This is a genomic window from Streptomyces colonosanans, from assembly GCF_001866645.1.
Classification (GTDB): domain Bacteria; phylum Actinomycetota; class Actinomycetes; order Streptomycetales; family Streptomycetaceae; genus Streptomyces; species Streptomyces colonosanans.
In genome coordinates this window covers 31112-46706 of the sequence record NZ_MLYP01000065.1, presented here as the reverse complement: position 1 = coordinate 46706, position 15595 = coordinate 31112, and the positions used below count along the sequence as shown (strand labels likewise).

The 15595-nt window shown below is 70.4% G+C and carries 14 protein-coding genes and 1 riboswitch; all 14 genes read left to right on the top strand.

Annotated features, from left to right (window positions below):
* Positions 1-109 precede the first annotated feature (109 nt).
* The 14 genes from BIV24_RS24785 (at position 110) to BIV24_RS24725 (ending at position 15544) form a co-directional block, all read left to right on the top strand.
* Positions 110-1633: a serine/threonine-protein kinase gene (locus BIV24_RS24785; protein WP_071368651.1), complete on the top strand. Its 1524-nt coding sequence runs from the start codon at positions 110-112 to the stop codon at positions 1631-1633.
* 185 nt (positions 1634-1818) lie between these two features.
* On the top strand, positions 1819-2646 hold the full coding sequence (locus tag BIV24_RS24780; protein ID WP_071368650.1) for a glycoside hydrolase domain-containing protein: 828 nt from the start codon (positions 1819-1821) through the stop codon (positions 2644-2646).
* Between the two features lie 139 nt (positions 2647-2785).
* On the top strand, positions 2786-3439 hold the full coding sequence (locus tag BIV24_RS24775; RefSeq protein ID WP_071368649.1) for a SurA N-terminal domain-containing protein: 654 nt from the start codon (positions 2786-2788) through the stop codon (positions 3437-3439).
* A 115-nt stretch (positions 3440-3554) separates the two neighbouring features.
* The gene (locus BIV24_RS24770) at positions 3555-4553 is read left to right on the top strand and encodes a nucleoside triphosphate pyrophosphohydrolase (protein WP_071368654.1); all 999 of its coding nucleotides are present in this window, start codon (positions 3555-3557) and stop codon (positions 4551-4553) included.
* A gap of 46 nt (positions 4554-4599) precedes the next feature.
* On the top strand, positions 4600-4722 hold the full coding sequence (locus tag BIV24_RS36135) for a hypothetical protein (protein ID WP_281247769.1): 123 nt from the start codon (positions 4600-4602) through the stop codon (positions 4720-4722).
* Complete coding sequence (locus BIV24_RS24765) at positions 4719-6008, top strand: cytochrome P450 family protein (protein ID WP_071368648.1); 1290 nt, start codon at positions 4719-4721, stop codon at positions 6006-6008. Before BIV24_RS36135 ends, BIV24_RS24765 begins: the two co-directional genes overlap by 4 nt.
* A gap of 190 nt (positions 6009-6198) precedes the next feature.
* A complete protein-coding gene (locus BIV24_RS24760; protein WP_071368647.1) occupies positions 6199-7194 on the top strand; it encodes a LysM peptidoglycan-binding domain-containing protein in 996 nt (331 codons plus the stop codon).
* Positions 7195-7392: 198 nt separating this feature from the next.
* A riboswitch (cyclic di-AMP (ydaO/yuaA leader) is annotated at positions 7393-7559 on the top strand.
* Positions 7560-7563: 4 nt separating this feature from the next.
* Complete coding sequence (locus BIV24_RS24755; RefSeq protein ID WP_071368646.1) at positions 7564-8298, top strand: LysM peptidoglycan-binding domain-containing protein; 735 nt, start codon at positions 7564-7566, stop codon at positions 8296-8298.
* Between the two features lie 299 nt (positions 8299-8597).
* Positions 8598-9878, top strand: a complete 1281-nt coding sequence (gene eno / locus BIV24_RS24750) for a phosphopyruvate hydratase (RefSeq protein WP_079168502.1) — start codon at positions 8598-8600, stop codon at positions 9876-9878.
* A 100-nt stretch (positions 9879-9978) separates the two neighbouring features.
* On the top strand, positions 9979-10464 hold the full coding sequence (locus tag BIV24_RS24745; RefSeq protein WP_071368644.1) for an FtsB family cell division protein: 486 nt from the start codon (positions 9979-9981) through the stop codon (positions 10462-10464).
* A gap of 67 nt (positions 10465-10531) precedes the next feature.
* Positions 10532-11131: a DUF501 domain-containing protein gene (locus BIV24_RS24740; protein WP_071368643.1), complete on the top strand. Its 600-nt coding sequence runs from the start codon at positions 10532-10534 to the stop codon at positions 11129-11131.
* A complete protein-coding gene (locus tag BIV24_RS24735; protein WP_071368642.1) occupies positions 11128-12069 on the top strand; it encodes a Ppx/GppA phosphatase family protein in 942 nt (313 codons plus the stop codon). Before BIV24_RS24740 ends, BIV24_RS24735 begins: the two co-directional genes overlap by 4 nt.
* 556 nt (positions 12070-12625) lie before the next feature.
* Entirely contained in the window at positions 12626-14008 is a 1383-nt protein-coding gene (locus BIV24_RS24730) for an NAD(P)/FAD-dependent oxidoreductase (RefSeq protein ID WP_079168499.1), read from the top strand.
* Positions 14009-14248: 240 nt separating this feature from the next.
* On the top strand, positions 14249-15544 hold the full coding sequence (locus tag BIV24_RS24725) for a class I SAM-dependent methyltransferase (RefSeq protein ID WP_071368640.1): 1296 nt from the start codon (positions 14249-14251) through the stop codon (positions 15542-15544).
* Positions 15545-15595 lie beyond the last annotated feature (51 nt).

Sequence of the window (15595 nt, the reverse complement as noted above, 5' to 3'; positions counted from 1 at the left end):
AGCCCCAGCCCCAGCCCCAGCCCCAGCGTCCCGCTCCCGCGCGCATCGACCAGGTGCGGGCCGAACTCGACGAGCTCAGCGACTATCTGCGCAAGCACGAGGGCGGCAGGTGAGCATGGCGACCGGACGCGTCGTCGCGGGCCGCTACGAACTGTCCACGCTCATCGGCCAGGGCGGCATGGGACAGGTCTGGACGGGGTACGACCAGCGCCTGGACCGGCGGGTGGCCGTCAAGCTGCTGCGCCCGGACAAGGTGGCCGGCGAGGAGGCCGACGAGCTGCGCCGCCGTTTCGTGCGTGAGTGTCGGGTGACCGCGCGGGTCGATCACCCCGGTCTTGTCACCGTGCACGACGCGGGCAGTCAGGGCGAGGAGCTGTACCTCGTCATGCAGTACGTCGACGGGGCCGACCTCGCCGACCACCTCGCCGAGCACGATCCCTATCCCTGGCAGTGGGCGGTGGCCGTCGCCGCGCAGCTGTGCGCCGTGCTGTCCGCCGTGCACGCCGTGCCGATCGTGCACCGGGACCTCAAGCCCCGGAACGTGATGGTCAAGCAGGACGGCACGGTCACCGTCCTCGACCTCGGCGTGGCCTCGGTGATGGACACGGACACGACCCGCCTCACCCACACCGGCTCCCCTATCGGCTCGCCCGCCTATATGGCGCCCGAGCAGGCGATGGGCGGCGCGGTCGGCCCCTACACCGACCTGTATGCGCTCGGTGTGCTCCTGCACGAACTTCTCAGCGGGCAGGTGCCGTTCATCGCAACCACCGCCCTCGGTGTGCTGCACCGCCACCTCTACGACCCGCCTGTCCCGGTGCGCCGGCTGCGCCCCGAGGTGCCCGAGGCGCTCGAGACGCTCGTTCTGCGCCTGCTCGCCAAGGACCCGCAGCACCGCCCGGCCTCGGCCCAGGAGACGTACGAGCAGCTGCTCCCGCTCCTCCCGGAGCGCGGCATGCCCACGGGCGCCCCCCTCGACCCCACGCGCCCCTTCCTTCGCCCGCACGCCCCGTGGCCGCACCGGGCCCGCATCCCGGCGCCCCGGCCGCAGCCGGCCACGGCGGTCGAGAGACCCGATGTCGCCGGCGCCGTCGACGAGGTCAAGCGGTTGCTCGGAGAGGGCCGTGTCACCCAGGCGGTGGACATCCTCGGCGCGATCGTCCCGGCCGCCGCCGCCCAGCACGGCGAGCACTCGCCGGTCGTCCGCTCCCTGCGCAAGCAGTACGCGGCCACCCTCATGGACGACGGGCAGTACCGCCGGGCGCTGCCCGAACTGCGCCGACTCGCCGACGAACGCGCCACCGAGTCGGGCCAGGCCGACCCGCAGGCGCTGCGTTTCCGCTACGACGCCGCCCAGTGTCTGGAACAGCTCGGGGAACCGGCGGCGGCACTCGCGGAGTACCGGGCCCTGCTGCCGTACTACGAGAACCAGTACGTGGCGGGGGACCCGGAAACCGCCCTGGAGGTTCGCCGCCGCATCGGCCATCTGCTGCTCGCCCAGGGCGACCTGGCGGCCGCCCAGGACACCCTGGTGCGACTCCTGCACGACGTGGAACGCCTGCGCGGACCCGGTCATCCGCTGACCGCGGACATCCGCCGGACCCTGCAATGGCTGGGGCAGGTACATGCCTGAGGCGCAGGCCAACGGCCAGGGCAGGCGCATGCCCGACAGCGCGGACGGGCAACCGGGTTTGCGGTGACTTGAGGAAAATTTGTGCGATCCCAGGAGGTCTGTTTTCCGACCCCAGAGACGCCGTCCCATAGGTTGCCTGCGCTTGTGTCAAAAACAGAGATCGCACGATCAGGGGTGGGCCGTTCATGTCGAGCCATCGGCTGTCCAAGAAGCGCAGATACATCGTCTGGGGCGTGACCGGTGTCGCCGTCGTCGCGGGCGCCGGGATCGCGGCGCAGACGTCGATGGCGGCCACCACCTGGCCCGCCCAGAAGACGTTCACCGGCCGTGCCTTCGACACCTGTACCGCGCCCTCGCTCGCCGCGATGAAGGCCTGGAACACCGGTTACTACGGGGCGGCCGCCGTCTATGTCGGCGGGAAGAACCGCGGCTGCAACCAGCCCAACCTCACCGCGTCCTGGGTGAAGTCGGTCAGCTCGATCGGCTGGAAGCTCATCCCGATCTACGTGGGCGCCCAGCCGCCCTGCCAGACCAGCTCCAACCCGGAGAAGCTCACCGCCTCCACCGCCGCCTCCCTCGGCACGAGCGACGCGACGGACGCGGTGGCCAAGGCGTCGGCGCTCGGCATGAAGGCCGGCAGCCCGATCTACCTGGACATGGAGCCGTACGACATCACCAACAAGTCGTGCAACACCGCCGTGCTGACGTACGTCCGCGCCTTCGACAAGCAACTGCGCGCCAAGACGTACCGCGCCGGCTACTACGGCTTCAGCAGCTCCAGCGCCAAGGCCATCGCCACCGCGAGCGACAAGACCGACCTGCCGGGCAACCTCTGGTACGCGCTGTGGGACCAGAAGGACACCACGACCACGGACTGGCCGTGGGGCGCAACCCAGTTCACCGGCCACAGCCGTGGCCATCAGTACATGGTGAACAGCAAGGAGACGCGCGGCGGTTACACGATCACCGTGGACCGCGACACGTGGGACGCGCCCGTCGCCATCACCGGCTGACACGGCTTGCCGAAGTCCGGCGGTGCCCCAAGTCCCCGTGAATCGTTGGTCGAATGGGTTGGCCAGAGCCTGGCCACTGCCTACCATCGATCACCGCAAGACTTTGTGCACCGTCGCACAAGCTCCCAGGGAGGCCACCTTGCACCGCCGTCGCACCGCGATCGCCCTAAGTGCCGCTCTGGTCGCGGCCCCTCTCCTCACCGCCTGCGGCGGCACGGCGCATCCAGGCGCCGCGGCCGTCGTCGGGAAAGAGCGGATCACGGTCTCGCAACTGGAGGGCCGGGTGAACGAGGTACGCACCGCCCAGCGCGCCGCGGCCAGGGACGACACCCAGTACCAGCAGGCAGTCGCACGAACCGGCAGCCTCACCCGTGACACCCTGCACAGCCTCGTCCTCGACCGGGTCCTGGACCGCGCCGCCAAGAACGCGGGCGTGAGCGTCACCCGCAGGGACGTCCAGGACCTGCGGACGAACCTGGAGGGGCAGGCGGGCGGCGCGAAGGCGCTGGAGGGCGCCTGGCTGGAGCAGTACGGGGTGGCCCCCGGGCGCGTCGACGACAACCTCCGCACGAACATCGAGGCGCAGAAGCTGACCGTCGCGCTCGGCGTCGACATGAACACGACCGACGGCAAGGCCGCCTTCTGGGCGGCGATGGCCCAGGCGTCGAAGGAACTCCACGTCGACCTGAACCCGCGCTACGGCACCTGGGACGTGCGGAACAGCAGCCGGGTGGATGCGAAGACGCCCTGGGTCAAGGAGGTCACGGAGGCGACGACGCAGCGGCCCGCCTAGCTCGCGGCGGGGCGCCGGGCCCGATCGCGGCGGCCTGTGGACGGCCGAAGCCCGGCCGCCCCACCGGCCTGTGGACAACTACAGGGCGGTCGGTGGCGTGCGTTACGTTCGAGGGGTGAACGCAACCAGCTTCGAAGGTGCCCAGGGTCCTCAGGCGGCCGCCGCCCCCGGCCGGATCGTCCTGCTCACCACCAGCCACCGGGTCGCCCCTGGACTGCTGTCCTGGCCCGCCTGGCAGGCGCTGCGCGAGGCCGACCGGGTGCTGTGCGCGGACGGGGCGCATCCGCAGCTGCCGTATCTGCGCGAGGCGGGCATAGCGGTCGAGGAGACCGCGCCGACGGCGAAGGAGCTGGTCGACGCCTGCGCGGGCGGGCGCACGGTGGTCGTGGTGGCGTCCGGCGAGGGCGAGCCGCACCTCACCGACGGTCTGGCCCGCCTCGCAGGCTCCGGTCGGGTGAGCATGCCGGAGCTGGAGCTGCTGCCCGCCTCCTACGACCTGCCCGGAGCCCGCCTCCTCGACCTCGTGCAAGTCATGGACCGCATCCGCGCCGAGTGCCCCTGGTCGTCCCGGCAGACCCACAAGGGCCTGGCCAAGTACGGCATCGAGGAGGCGTACGAGCTGGTCGAGGCGATCGAGGAAGGCGACCGCGAGGAGCTGCGCGAGGAACTGGGCGACGTCCTGCTCCAGGTCGTCTTCCACGCCCGGATAGCCGAGGAGGACCCGGACGCACCCTTCTCCATCGACGACGTGGCCGGCGGCATCGTCGCCAAACTGATCCACCGCCACCCGCATGTCTTCGGCGACGAGACCGCGACGACACCGGAGGAGGTCAAGGAGCACTGGCTGCGCACGAAGGCGGTCGAGAAGCAGCGCACCTCGGTGACGGAAGGCGTCCCGCTGGGCCAGCCCGGCCTCGCCCTGGCGGCGAAGCTGTCGTCCCGTGTCCGCACGGCCGGCCTCGACGTCCCGCTTCCGAAGGGCGAGGGCGTCGGCTACGAACTACTGGCGGTGGCCGCACGCGCGGAAGCGGACGGAGTGGACCCGGAGGCGGCCCTGCGGGTGGCGGCGCGGGCGTACCGGGACGCGATCCGAGGGGTGGAGAGCGGCGGCTGAGCGCCCGTGCCCTTGGTGTCCGGTGGAGAGCGGCGGCTGAGCGCCCGTGCCCTTGGTGTCCGGTGACCAGGAGGCCGGACGCGCGCTCGCAGCGGCGGCAGTGGCGCTGAAGGCCCAGGCGGAGCGGGGCGCGGACCACCCCGCCCCGCCGGATACCGTCGAGGAGTGACCGACCAGCACCAGCCCGCCTCGCCCACCCCCGCTCCCGAACTCTTCACCTGGGAGTTCGCCGCCGACCCCTACCCCGCCTACGCCTGGCTCCGTGAGCACGCCCCCGTGCACTGGACGCGACTCCCCAGCGGTGTGGAGGCCTGGCTGGTCACCCGTTACGCCGACGCCAAGCAGGCCCTCGCCGACCAGCGGCTGAGCAAGAACCCGGCACATCACGACGAGCCCGCGCACGCCAGGGGCAAGACCGGCATCCCCGGCGAGCGCAAGGCCGAGCTGATGACGCACCTGCTCAACATCGACCCGCCGGACCACACCCGGCTGCGTCGGCTGGTCAGCAAGGCGTTCACACCCCGCCGGGTCGCCGAGTTCGCGCCCCGCGTGCAGGAGCTGGCCGACCATCTCATCGACCGGTTCGCGGACAAAGGCTCCGCCGACCTCATCCACGACTTCGCCTTCCCGCTCCCCATCTACGCCATCTGCGACCTGCTCGGCGTCCCCCGCGAGGACCAGGACGACTTCCGGGACTGGGCCGGAATGATGATCCGGCACGGAGGGGGGCCGAGGGGCGGGGTCGCGCGGTCCGTCAAGAAGATACGGGGGTACCTCTCCGAACTCATCCACCGCAAGCGCGCCGCCCTGTCCGACACGCCCGGCCCGGGCGAGGACCTCATCTCCGGCCTCATCCGCGCCTCCGACCACGGCGAGCACCTCACCGAGAACGAGGCCGCCGCCATGGCCTTCATCCTGCTCTTCGCCGGGTTCGAGACCACCGTCAACCTCATCGGCAACGGGACGTACGCCCTCCTCACCCACCCCGAGCAGCGCGCCCGGCTGCAGCAGGCCCTCGGCGCCGGTGAACGCGGCCTCCTCGAGACCGGCGTCGAGGAACTCCTGCGCTACGACGGCCCGGTCGAGCTGGCCACCTGGCGGTTCGCCACACAGCCGCTCACCATCGGCGGACAGGACATCGCACCCGGCGACCCGGTCCTCGTCGTCCTCGCGGCCGCGGACCGGGATCCGGAGCGGTTCGCCGACCCCGACGCCCTCGACCTCTCCCGCCGGGACAACCAGCACCTCGGATACGGGCACGGCATCCATTACTGCCTCGGCGCCCCGCTCGCCCGCCTGGAGGGGCAGACCGCGCTCGCCACGCTCCTCACCCGCCTCCCGGACCTGCGACTCGCAGGAGATCCCGCCGATGTGCGCTGGCGTGGCGGGCTCATCATGCGGGGACTGCGCACGCTCCCCGTGGAGTTCACACCGACTTCGGCACAAGATTGCTGAAGACCCCCGCCATGCGGCGAACACGTCGACGGACAGCGGAAGATGACACCCCGTCAGTGCTGTGATCTTCGCGTGATCTGTGCTGCATTGACTTGTGACGGGCAGGCGACTACCGATACGTTCGCGCACCAACGCGGTGGCGCGCTGCAGCCACCCCGTTGGTCACTGCTGTCGTGTGAAAGGTAACCGCATGCTCCCCGGGAACGGCCGTCACCGTCGCCCCCGTCAGGCCCCGGCACTCCTCGTCGCGGCAGGAGTGACCGGATCGGCGATCGCGATCCCCCTCCTCGGCGCCACCGGCGCGAGCGCGGCGGGCTCCAACGCCTGGGACCACGTCGCGGAATGCGAGAGCGGTGGCACCTGGAGTGCCGACACCGGCAACGGCCGCTACGGCGGCCTCCAGTTGACGCAGGCCGACTGGGACAGGTACGGCGGCCTCGACTACGCGTCCCGTGCCGACCAGGCCAGCCGCTCGCAGCAGATCGCCGTCGCCGAGAGGATCCTCGCCGACCGGGGCGTCTCCGCATGGTCCGGCTGCACTCACCACACCGGCCTGCGCAAGAACTCCGGCTCGATCCATGTCGACACGGGCGTCCCCCGCGACTCCTCCCGGTCCGCCTCCGGCTCTCACTCGAAGGTCGACCCCGGCCTGTCCGACTCGTCCGGATCATCCAAGTCGGCCATGTCATCACCCTCTTCATCACCTTCGCCCTCTTCCTCTCCCTCGTCCCCTTCCTCGAAGCCGACCGTCGGCTCGACCGAGGGTGATGCCGATGCGCAGGACGCGCGGGAGTCCGGGAAGTCGTCCAAGGGTGCGAAGAAGGGCGACAACTCGGACAGGTTGCGGCGAAGTGCCGCCCCTTCGGGCGCGGACGAGAGCCGGGCCTCCGGCGGCGGTCGCCATCGTGGCGGCAGTGCCGACGAGGGCGGCGCGGAGGGGCGTACGGGCGGCTCGGCCGGCCGGCATGCCTCGCGTAACTCCCACGCCGCGCACGGCGTCGCCGACGGCTCGTACACCGTCCGGAGCGGAGACAGTCTGTCGGCCATCGCCGACTCGCTTGACGTGAACGGCGGATGGGCTGCGCTGTACGACGCGAACAAGAAGACGGTGGGCGACGACCCCGACCTCATCCTCCCCGGTCAGAGCCTTGCGCTGAAGGACGGTCGGGCAGGGAAGAAGCACTGAACTGCCCCTCTTCTGACGATAGTTCACGCCCCACTTCGAGTTGAATGTCCGTTGTAATAAAGGTGAGATATAGGTCTCATAAGCCTTGATCGTCTTTGAAATCCGGCGGAGCGACTGCTTACGGTCGTGATCGCTCGCCACAGCGGGCCCCAGCGGTCGCAACGCCGAATCCTGCCAGCGGCCGCCCGGGAACAGTCGTCGCGTCAAGCGCCGTAGGCAGGAGCGGGGGACCCAAGGTAAGTGCCGCGCCCGGGAGTTGACCGGGGCGGCTTGGGGTGGAGCCGCGCGCCCGGTGGGCGCGCGGCCGGGCAACTCAACCGGCCCGAACCCGACAGCTCACCTCGCAGGCGTCGGTGAGGGGATCGAACCATGCTGTCTTCCGGCAAGGGCAAGCACCGTCGTCCGTCCAAGGCCGTCCGCGCCATCACGCTCGCCGGTGTCACCGGCGCCGCCGTCGCCGCCCCGCTGGTGGCGGCCGGCAGCGCCTCCGCCGCCACCGCCACCGAGTGGGACGCCGTCGCCCAGTGCGAGTCCGGCGGCAACTGGTCCATCAACACCGGAAACGGCTTCTACGGCGGCCTGCAGTTCACCAGCTCCACTTGGGCCGCGTACGGCGGTACCGCCTACGCCCCGCGCGCCGACCTGGCCACCAAGGCGCAGCAGATAGCCGTCGCCGAGAAGGTCCTCGCGGGCCAGGGCAAGGGCGCCTGGCCGGTCTGCGGCAAGGGCCTGTCCAGCACCCCCTACAACGGCGGCGCGGCCCCCTCCGCCGGCAACAGCGCCTCCAGCGGCTCCGCGAAGAGCAGCACGACCGCCTCCAGCGGCTCCGCGAAGAGCAGCACCACCGCCTCCCGCCCGGCCGAGCAGCAGGCGGCCTCCCGTTCGGCGGAGCGCCCGGCAGCGCAGAAGACCGTCACCACCCCGACCGGCGAGAAGGTCAAGAAGGGCGACGGCGAGTACAAGGTCGTCAAGGGTGACACCCTCAGCTCCATCGCGGCGGAGCACCACGTCCGGGGCGGCTGGCACGAGTTGTTCAAGCTGAACAAGGGCATCGTCGAGAACGCCGACCTCATCTACCCGGGCCAGCAGCTCCACCTGAAGTGACAGGCGTCCGGTAGCCGGGCCGCAACTGCCTTCCCCCCACGGTCTCCCGCAGAGAGGCCGCGCAGAGACCGCCCCGTCCCCATGGGCCCCCCGCTCCGGTCGTGTTCCCCCGCACGCACCGGAGCGGGGCTTTCTGTCTTCACCCCGAGCGACATCTCCCTTTTGTTTCGCGCGGGACCGATATATACGGACACCCTGTCCGCGGGGCGGTCGGTCGGCCTGCCGGGTCCCGCAGACGGTTAGGCTCTAGTCGCAAGGTGCCCCGCACTCTCAGCGTCACATCCCAGAAGGAGATGCTCGTGCCGTCCATCGACGTCGTCGTAGCCCGGGAAATCCTGGACTCCCGAGGCAACCCCACGGTCGAGGTCGAGGTCGGCCTCGACGACGGCAGCACCGGTCGTGCCGCCGTCCCGTCCGGCGCCTCCACCGGTGCCTTCGAGGCCATCGAGCTCCGCGACGGTGACCCGGGCCGCTACCAGGGCAAGGGTGTCGAGAAGGCCGTCCTCGCCGTCATCGAGCAGATCGGCCCGGAGCTGGTCGGGTACGACGCCACCGAGCAGCGCCTGATCGACCAGGCGATGTTCGACCTGGACGCCACCGACAACAAGGGCTCCCTCGGCGCCAACGCCATCCTCGGCGTCTCCCTCGCCGTCGCCCACGCCGCCTCCGAGGCCAGTGACCTCCCGCTCTTCCGCTACCTGGGCGGCCCGAACGCGCACCTGCTGCCGGTGCCGATGATGAACATCCTGAACGGCGGCTCGCACGCCGACTCCAACGTGGACATCCAGGAGTTCATGATCGCCCCGATCGGTGCGGAGTCCTTCTCCGAGGCCCTGCGCTGGGGCGCCGAGGTCTACCACACCCTCAAGAAGGTGCTGAAGAACAAGGGTCTGTCCACCGGCCTCGGCGACGAGGGCGGCTTCGCCCCGAACCTCGGCTCCAACCGCGAGGCCCTCGACCTCATCCTCGAGGCGATCAAGGAGGCCGGCTACGCCCCCGGCGAGCAGATCGCCCTCGCGCTCGACGTTGCCGCGTCCGAGTTCTACAAGGACGGCTCCTACGTCTTCGAGGGCAAGGCGCGCACGGCCACCGAGATGACCGACTACTACGCCGAGCTCGTCGAGGCGTACCCGCTGGTCTCCATCGAGGACCCGCTGTTCGAGGACGACTGGGAGGGCTGGAAGACCATCACCGCCAAGCTCGGCGACAAGGTCCAGCTCGTCGGCGACGACCTGTTCGTCACCAACCCGGAGCGCCTGGCCAAGGGCATCGAGGAGGGCGCCGCCAACGCGCTGCTGGTGAAGGTGAACCAGATCGGCTCGCTGACCGAGACCTTCGACGCCGTCGAGCTGGCCCAGCGCAACGGCTACAAGTGCATGATGTCCCACCGCTCCGGCGAGACCGAGGACGTCACCATCGCCGACCTGGCCGTCGCCACCAACTGCGGCCAGATCAAGACCGGCGCCCCGGCCCGTTCCGAGCGCGTCGCCAAGTACAACCAGCTGCTGCGCATCGAGGAGATCCTCGACGACGCCGCGGTGTACGCCGGCCGCAGCGCCTTCCCGCGGTTCAAGGGCTGACCATCCAGGGTCATGCCTTAGCCAGTCATCCGTACGTCCCCGTATCCGGTCCCGTACCGTGTGCGGGGACGTACGCACGTAGGAAGGGGAGGCGGGAGACATGGCGGTGAAGGACCGCGACCGGTTCTCCACAACGACCAGGCTGCGGCTGCTCGGCGAGCAGACGGCGGCCCGGGTCTACCGCTCCCAGACCAAACGGCAGGCCCGCCGCTCCCGGCTCACCGGCCGGGCCGCCCTCCTCGCGCTCGTCCTGTGCTCGCTGATCGTGGCGCTCGCGTACCCGATAAGGCAGTACTTCTCCCAGCGCACCCAGATCGCCGACATGGAGCGGCAGCAGGAGCAGGCCCGTCAGCGGGTCGAGCAACTGCGTGACCTCAAGGCGCGCTGGCAGGACGACGCGTACGCCAAGCAGCAGATCCGGCAGCGGCTGCACTATGTGATTCCGGGGGAGACCGGTTACATCGTGGTCGACCCGGACGCGGCCAAGCGGTCGCACACGGACCTGACGACGGCCGCGCGCCCGTGGTACACCGGCTTCTGGGACGGGATCGACAAGGCCGACAAGCCCGGCAGGTCCGACCACTGAACCGGTGAGCGGCGCCGAACCGGCGAGCCGCGCCGAACCGACACGAAAGACAGCCTGAAAGACAGCCATGGAAACGCCCCCGCCGCCCACCCCTCGCACCGACCCCACGGACGCGGACACCGAGGCCATCAAGCAGCAGCTCGGCCGCACGCCGCGCGGGCTGTGCGCGATCGCGCACCGGTGCCCCTGCGGGCAGCCGGACGTCGTGGAGACGGCGCCACGGCTCCCCGACGGTACGCCGTTCCCGACGACGTACTACCTGACGTGCCCGCGCGTCGCCTCCGCCATCGGCACACTGGAGGCCAACGGCGTCATGAAGGAGATGACGGAGCGCCTCGGCACCGACCCCGAGCTGGCCGCCGCCTACCGCGCCGCGCACGAGGACTACATCGCCCGCCGTGACGCCATCGAGGTCCTGGAGGGTTTCCCGAGCGCGGGCGGCATGCCCGACCGGGTCAAGTGCCTGCACGTGCTCGTGGCGCACTCGCTGGCCGCCGGCCCGGGCGTCAACCCGCTCGGCGACGAGGCGATCGCGATGCTGCCGGAGTGGTGGCGCAAGGGATCGTGCGTGACGGCCGCGGAGCCGCAGTCCGGTGACGAGGCGCAGACGCCGGACCCCGGCTCCTTCGCGATCGGGTCCATCGACTCCGAGGAGGCAGGCGCGTGACGCGCGTCGCCGCCGTCGACTGCGGTACGAACTCCATCCGGCTTCTGGTCGCGGACACCGAGCCGGCCACGGGCGAACTGACCGAACTGGACCGGAGGATGACCATCGTCCGGCTCGGCCAGGGCGTGGACCGGACCGGTCGACTCGCCCCGGAGGCGCTGGAGCGTACGTTCGCCGCCTGCCGCGAGTACGCGGGGATCATCAAGCAGCACGGCGCCGAGCGCGTCCGTTTCGTCGCCACCTCCGCGTCCCGGGACGCCGAGAACCGCGACGACTTCGTCCGCGGGGTCCTGGACATCCTCGGCGTCGAACCCGAGGTCATCTCCGGCGACCAGGAGGCGGAGTTCTCCTTCACGGGCGCGACCAGGGAACTGGCGGGCCGCACCGACCTCGCCAGGCCCTATCTGGTCGTGGACATCGGTGGCGGGTCCACGGAGTTCGTCGTCGGTGACGGCCACGTGCGCGGTGCACGGTCCGTCGACGTCGGCTGCGTCCGCATGACCGAGCGTCATCTCGTGCGCGACGGAGTCGTCACCGATCCGCCCACCGAGGAGCAGATCGCGGCCATACGGTCCGACATCGAGGCCGCACTGGACCTGGTGGAGCGGGAGGTGCCGCTGCGCGAGGCGCGGACGCTGGTCGGGCTCGCGGGCTCGGTCACCACGGTCTCGGCGATCGCCCAGAACCTCCCGGAGTACGACTCGACGGCGATCCATCACTCCCGGATCTCCCACGACCGCGTCCGGGAGATCACCGACCGGCTGCTGAGGTCCACGCACGCCGAGCGAGCGGCGATCCCCGCCATGCACCCGGGCCGTGTGGACGTCATCGGCGCGGGCGCCCTCGTCCTGCTCGCCATCATGGAGCGGATCGGAGCGGCCGAGGTCGTGGTGAGCGAGCACGACATCCTCGACGGCATCGCCTGGTCCCTCGCATAGGTCCTGTCATCGAACTCCCGCCGTCCGTCCGCAGAACAGGCGGGAGTCCGGCGACAGGACCCGGCGTCCGGCTCACCCCGTCGGACTGTGCGGGAGCCTGACGTGCGCTCAGGTGAGCCCCCGTCGGGCGTTTGCTACCCGTCAGTAGCTTCTATTAGGACAGGTCGGGTAGCGTATGAGCGAGCTCACGGAGTCTTCCGGAGCACTTCACAGGCGCACCGCCGGAAAGCTTCGTGAAATTCTTCACAAGGAAATCGCCCCTGTCGGGCGACGTTTGGGGCCTGTGGGGTCACCCAGGGGGCTCGAGGTGCCTTCGGGGGTGCTCGCGCAAGTGTTCCTGTGATGTCCCGCGGGTCGCAAAACGGGCCCGGTGTGGATCTTCGGGGCGACTGGAGGTGCAGCTCACGCGGCCTTGACAGCGGTCCGCGTCGCACGGCGGTTCCGAAACGGCACCATGACCTTCGTCACGTGAGTGGCGCAGTGTAGCAGACCCCTTGTGCAAGCTTGTGAAGGGGCGCACGAGCGACCCCTTAGGGGCAGGTGGATACTCGATGGCATGAGCACCACGGAGCGTCCCAGGATCCTCGTAGTAGGCGGTGGGTACGTAGGCCTGTACGCAGCTCGACGCATTCTCAAGAAGATGCGCTACGGAGAGGCGACCGTCACGGTCGTCGACCCGCGCTCGTACATGACCTACCAGCCCTTCCTGCCCGAAGCCGCCGCCGGCAGCATCTCCCCCCGGCACGTCGTCGTCCCGCTGCGACGCGTGCTCCCGAAGGCGGAGGTCCTCACCGGCCGGGTCACCACCATCGACCAGGACCGCAAGGTCGCCACGATCGCCCCGCTGGTCGGCGAGGCGTACGAGCTGCCTTTCGACTACCTCGTCATCGCGATGGGCGCGGTCTCCCGTACCTTCCCGATCCCCGGCCTCGCCGAGCAGGGCATCGGCATGAAGGGCATCGAGGAGGCCATCGGCCTGCGCAACCATGTCCTTGAGCAGCTCGACAAGGCCGACTCCACGACCGACGAGGAGATCCGCCGCAAGGCGCTCACCTTCGTCTTCATCGGCGGTGGCTTCGCCGGTGCGGAGACCATCGGTGAGGTCGAGGACATGGCCCGGGACGCGGCCAAGTACTACAAGAACGTGTCCCGTGAGGACATGCGCTTCGTCCTCGTCGACGCCGCCGACAAGATCCTCCCCGAGGTCGGTCCCAAGCTCGGCCAGTACGGCAAGTCGCATCTCGAGGGCCGAGGCGTCGAGGTCTACCTGTCCACCTCCATGGAGTCCTGCGTCGACGGCCACGTGGTGCTCAAGAACGGTCTCGAGGTCGACTCCAACACGATCGTGTGGACCGCGGGCGTCAAGCCGAACCCGGTGCTGTCCCGCTTCGGCCTGCCGCTCGGCCCGCGCGGTCACGTGGACACCGCGCCCACCCTCCAGGTGAAGGGCACGGACTACATCTGGGCCGCGGGCGACAACGCCCAGGTTCCCGACCTCGTCGGCCGCAAGGCGGGCAACGAGAACGCCTGGTGCCCGCCGAACGCGCAGCACGCGCTGCGTCAGGCCAAGGTGCTCGGTGACAACGTGGTGGCCGGCATGCGGGGCTTCCCGCAGAAGGAGTACAGCCACGCCAACAAGGGCGCGGTGGCGGGCCTCGGCCTCCACAAGGGCGTCGCGATGATCGTCGTCGGCAAGTCGAAGATCAAGCTGCGCGGTCGTCTGGCCTGGTACATGCACCGCGGCTACCACGGTCTGGCGATGCCGACGTGGAACCGGAAGATCCGGATCTTCGCCGACTGGACGCTGAGCATGTTCCTCAAGCGCGAGGTCGTCTCGCTCGGCGCCATCGAGTCTCCGCGCGAGGAGTTCTACGAGGCCGCGAAGCCGGCACCGGTCCCCGCCGCGAGCAAGACCGAGGAGAAGGCCAAGGCCTCCTGACCTCCCGGCACTGATCCGGTCGAAGGGCCTCCCGCCATCCGTGGTGCGGGAGGCCCTTCGGCACGACGACGGGAACCGGCCCCTACCCGCGGTCGACGAGCGGGTGTGGTGGGGCGGAGCCCCCGTGGCGCACACCAGCATTTTGCCCAGCCGTAACGCCAACGGGGGACTGTGGTACGGCCCCGCAGGTGTTTACGTGGTGTTGGACATTCCGGGATTCCTGTCACGGAGGTGTACGCCATGGCTGACGCCGCGCTGCGGCTGAAAACCCTCGTCGAGCAGTTGTTGCAAGCCCCGCTCCCGGTGCGAGTCCGCGCCTGGGACGGCTCGGAGGCCGGCCCGCCCGGTGCTCCCGTCCTGGTCGTACACAACCGCCGGGCGCTGCGCCGGCTGCTGTGGAAACCGGGCGAGTTGGGCCTCGCCCGCGCCTGGGTCGCCGGAGACCTGGGCGTCGACGGAGATCTCTACACGGTCCTCGACCTCCTCGCCGGCCTCATCTGGGAGCGTGGCGACGACGCCCGCACTCTCGCCCAGGCCCTGCGCGACCCGGACGTCCGCGCCGCCGTCCGCGGCCTGGCCAAACTGGCCGGCCCCTTCCCGCCGCCCCCGCCCCCGCGCGAGGAGGTCCGACAGGGGCTCCGCGGCCACCTCCACACCCGGCACAGTGACAAACGCGCCGTCAGCCACCACTACGACGTCGGGAACGACTTCTACGAGATCGTCCTGGGCCCGTCCATGGTGTACTCGTGCGCCTACTGGGACTCCCCGGAGGGCACCCTGGAGGACGCCCAGCGCGACAAGCTCGAACTCGTCTGCCGCAAGCTCGGCCTGAAGCCCGGACAGCGGCTGCTCGATGTCGGCTGCGGCTGGGGCTCCATGGCCCTGCACGCCGCCCGCGAGCACGACGTGAGCGTCGTGGGCATCACTCTCTCCGAGGAGCAGGCCACCTGCGCCCGCAAGCGGGTCGCCGACGAGGGGCTCGCCGATCGCGTCGAGATCCGGGTGCAGGACTACCGCGACGTGGCTGACGGGCCGTACGACGCCATCTCCTCCATCGGCATGGCCGAGCACGTCGGCGCCGAGCGGTACCTGGAGTACGCCCGCGACCTGTACTCCCTGCTGCGGCCCGGCGGGCGGCTGCTCAACCACCAGATCGCGCGCAGGCCCCAGCGGGACGAGTCCTCCTACGCGGTCGACGCGTTCATCGACGCCTACGTCTTCCCCGGCGGGGAACTCGCCCCCCTCGGCACCACGGTGACCCAGCTGGAGCGAGCCGGGTTCGAGGTCCGCGACGTCGAGTCGCTGCGCGAGCACTACGCCCTCACGCTGCGCCGCTGGGTCGCCAACCTGGAGGCCGGCTGGGCGCGGGCGCAGCACCTCACCGGCGTCGGCCGGGCCCGTGTCTGGCGCCTCTACATGGCCGCATCGGCCCTCGCCTTCGAAAGCAACCGCATCGGCGTCAACCAGGTCCTCGCGGTACGGACGCCGGACTCGGGCGCGTCCGGGATGCCGTCGCGGTCCCGCATCTGGAACTGACCCCGTTCGTGGAGATGATCCGCGTACGGCAAAGGGCCCCGTCCGGTGGAA

What these genes read in the sequence shown, in the direction of transcription:
- BIV24_RS24780 (WP_071368650.1), top strand. Translation starts at nt 1,819, where the DNA reads ATGTCGAGCCATCGGCTGTCCAAGAAGCGCAGATACATCGTCTGGGGC.
- BIV24_RS24760 (WP_071368647.1), top strand. Translation starts at nt 6,199, where the DNA reads ATGCTCCCCGGGAACGGCCGTCACCGTCGCCCCCGTCAGGCCCCGGCA.
- BIV24_RS24755 (WP_071368646.1), top strand. Translation starts at nt 7,564, where the DNA reads ATGCTGTCTTCCGGCAAGGGCAAGCACCGTCGTCCGTCCAAGGCCGTC.
- BIV24_RS24745 (WP_071368644.1), top strand. Translation starts at nt 9,979, where the DNA reads ATGGCGGTGAAGGACCGCGACCGGTTCTCCACAACGACCAGGCTGCGG.
- BIV24_RS24740 (WP_071368643.1), top strand. Translation starts at nt 10,532, where the DNA reads ATGGAAACGCCCCCGCCGCCCACCCCTCGCACCGACCCCACGGACGCG.
- BIV24_RS24730 (WP_079168499.1), top strand. Translation starts at nt 12,626, where the DNA reads ATGAGCACCACGGAGCGTCCCAGGATCCTCGTAGTAGGCGGTGGGTAC.
- BIV24_RS24725 (WP_071368640.1), top strand. Translation starts at nt 14,249, where the DNA reads ATGGCTGACGCCGCGCTGCGGCTGAAAACCCTCGTCGAGCAGTTGTTG.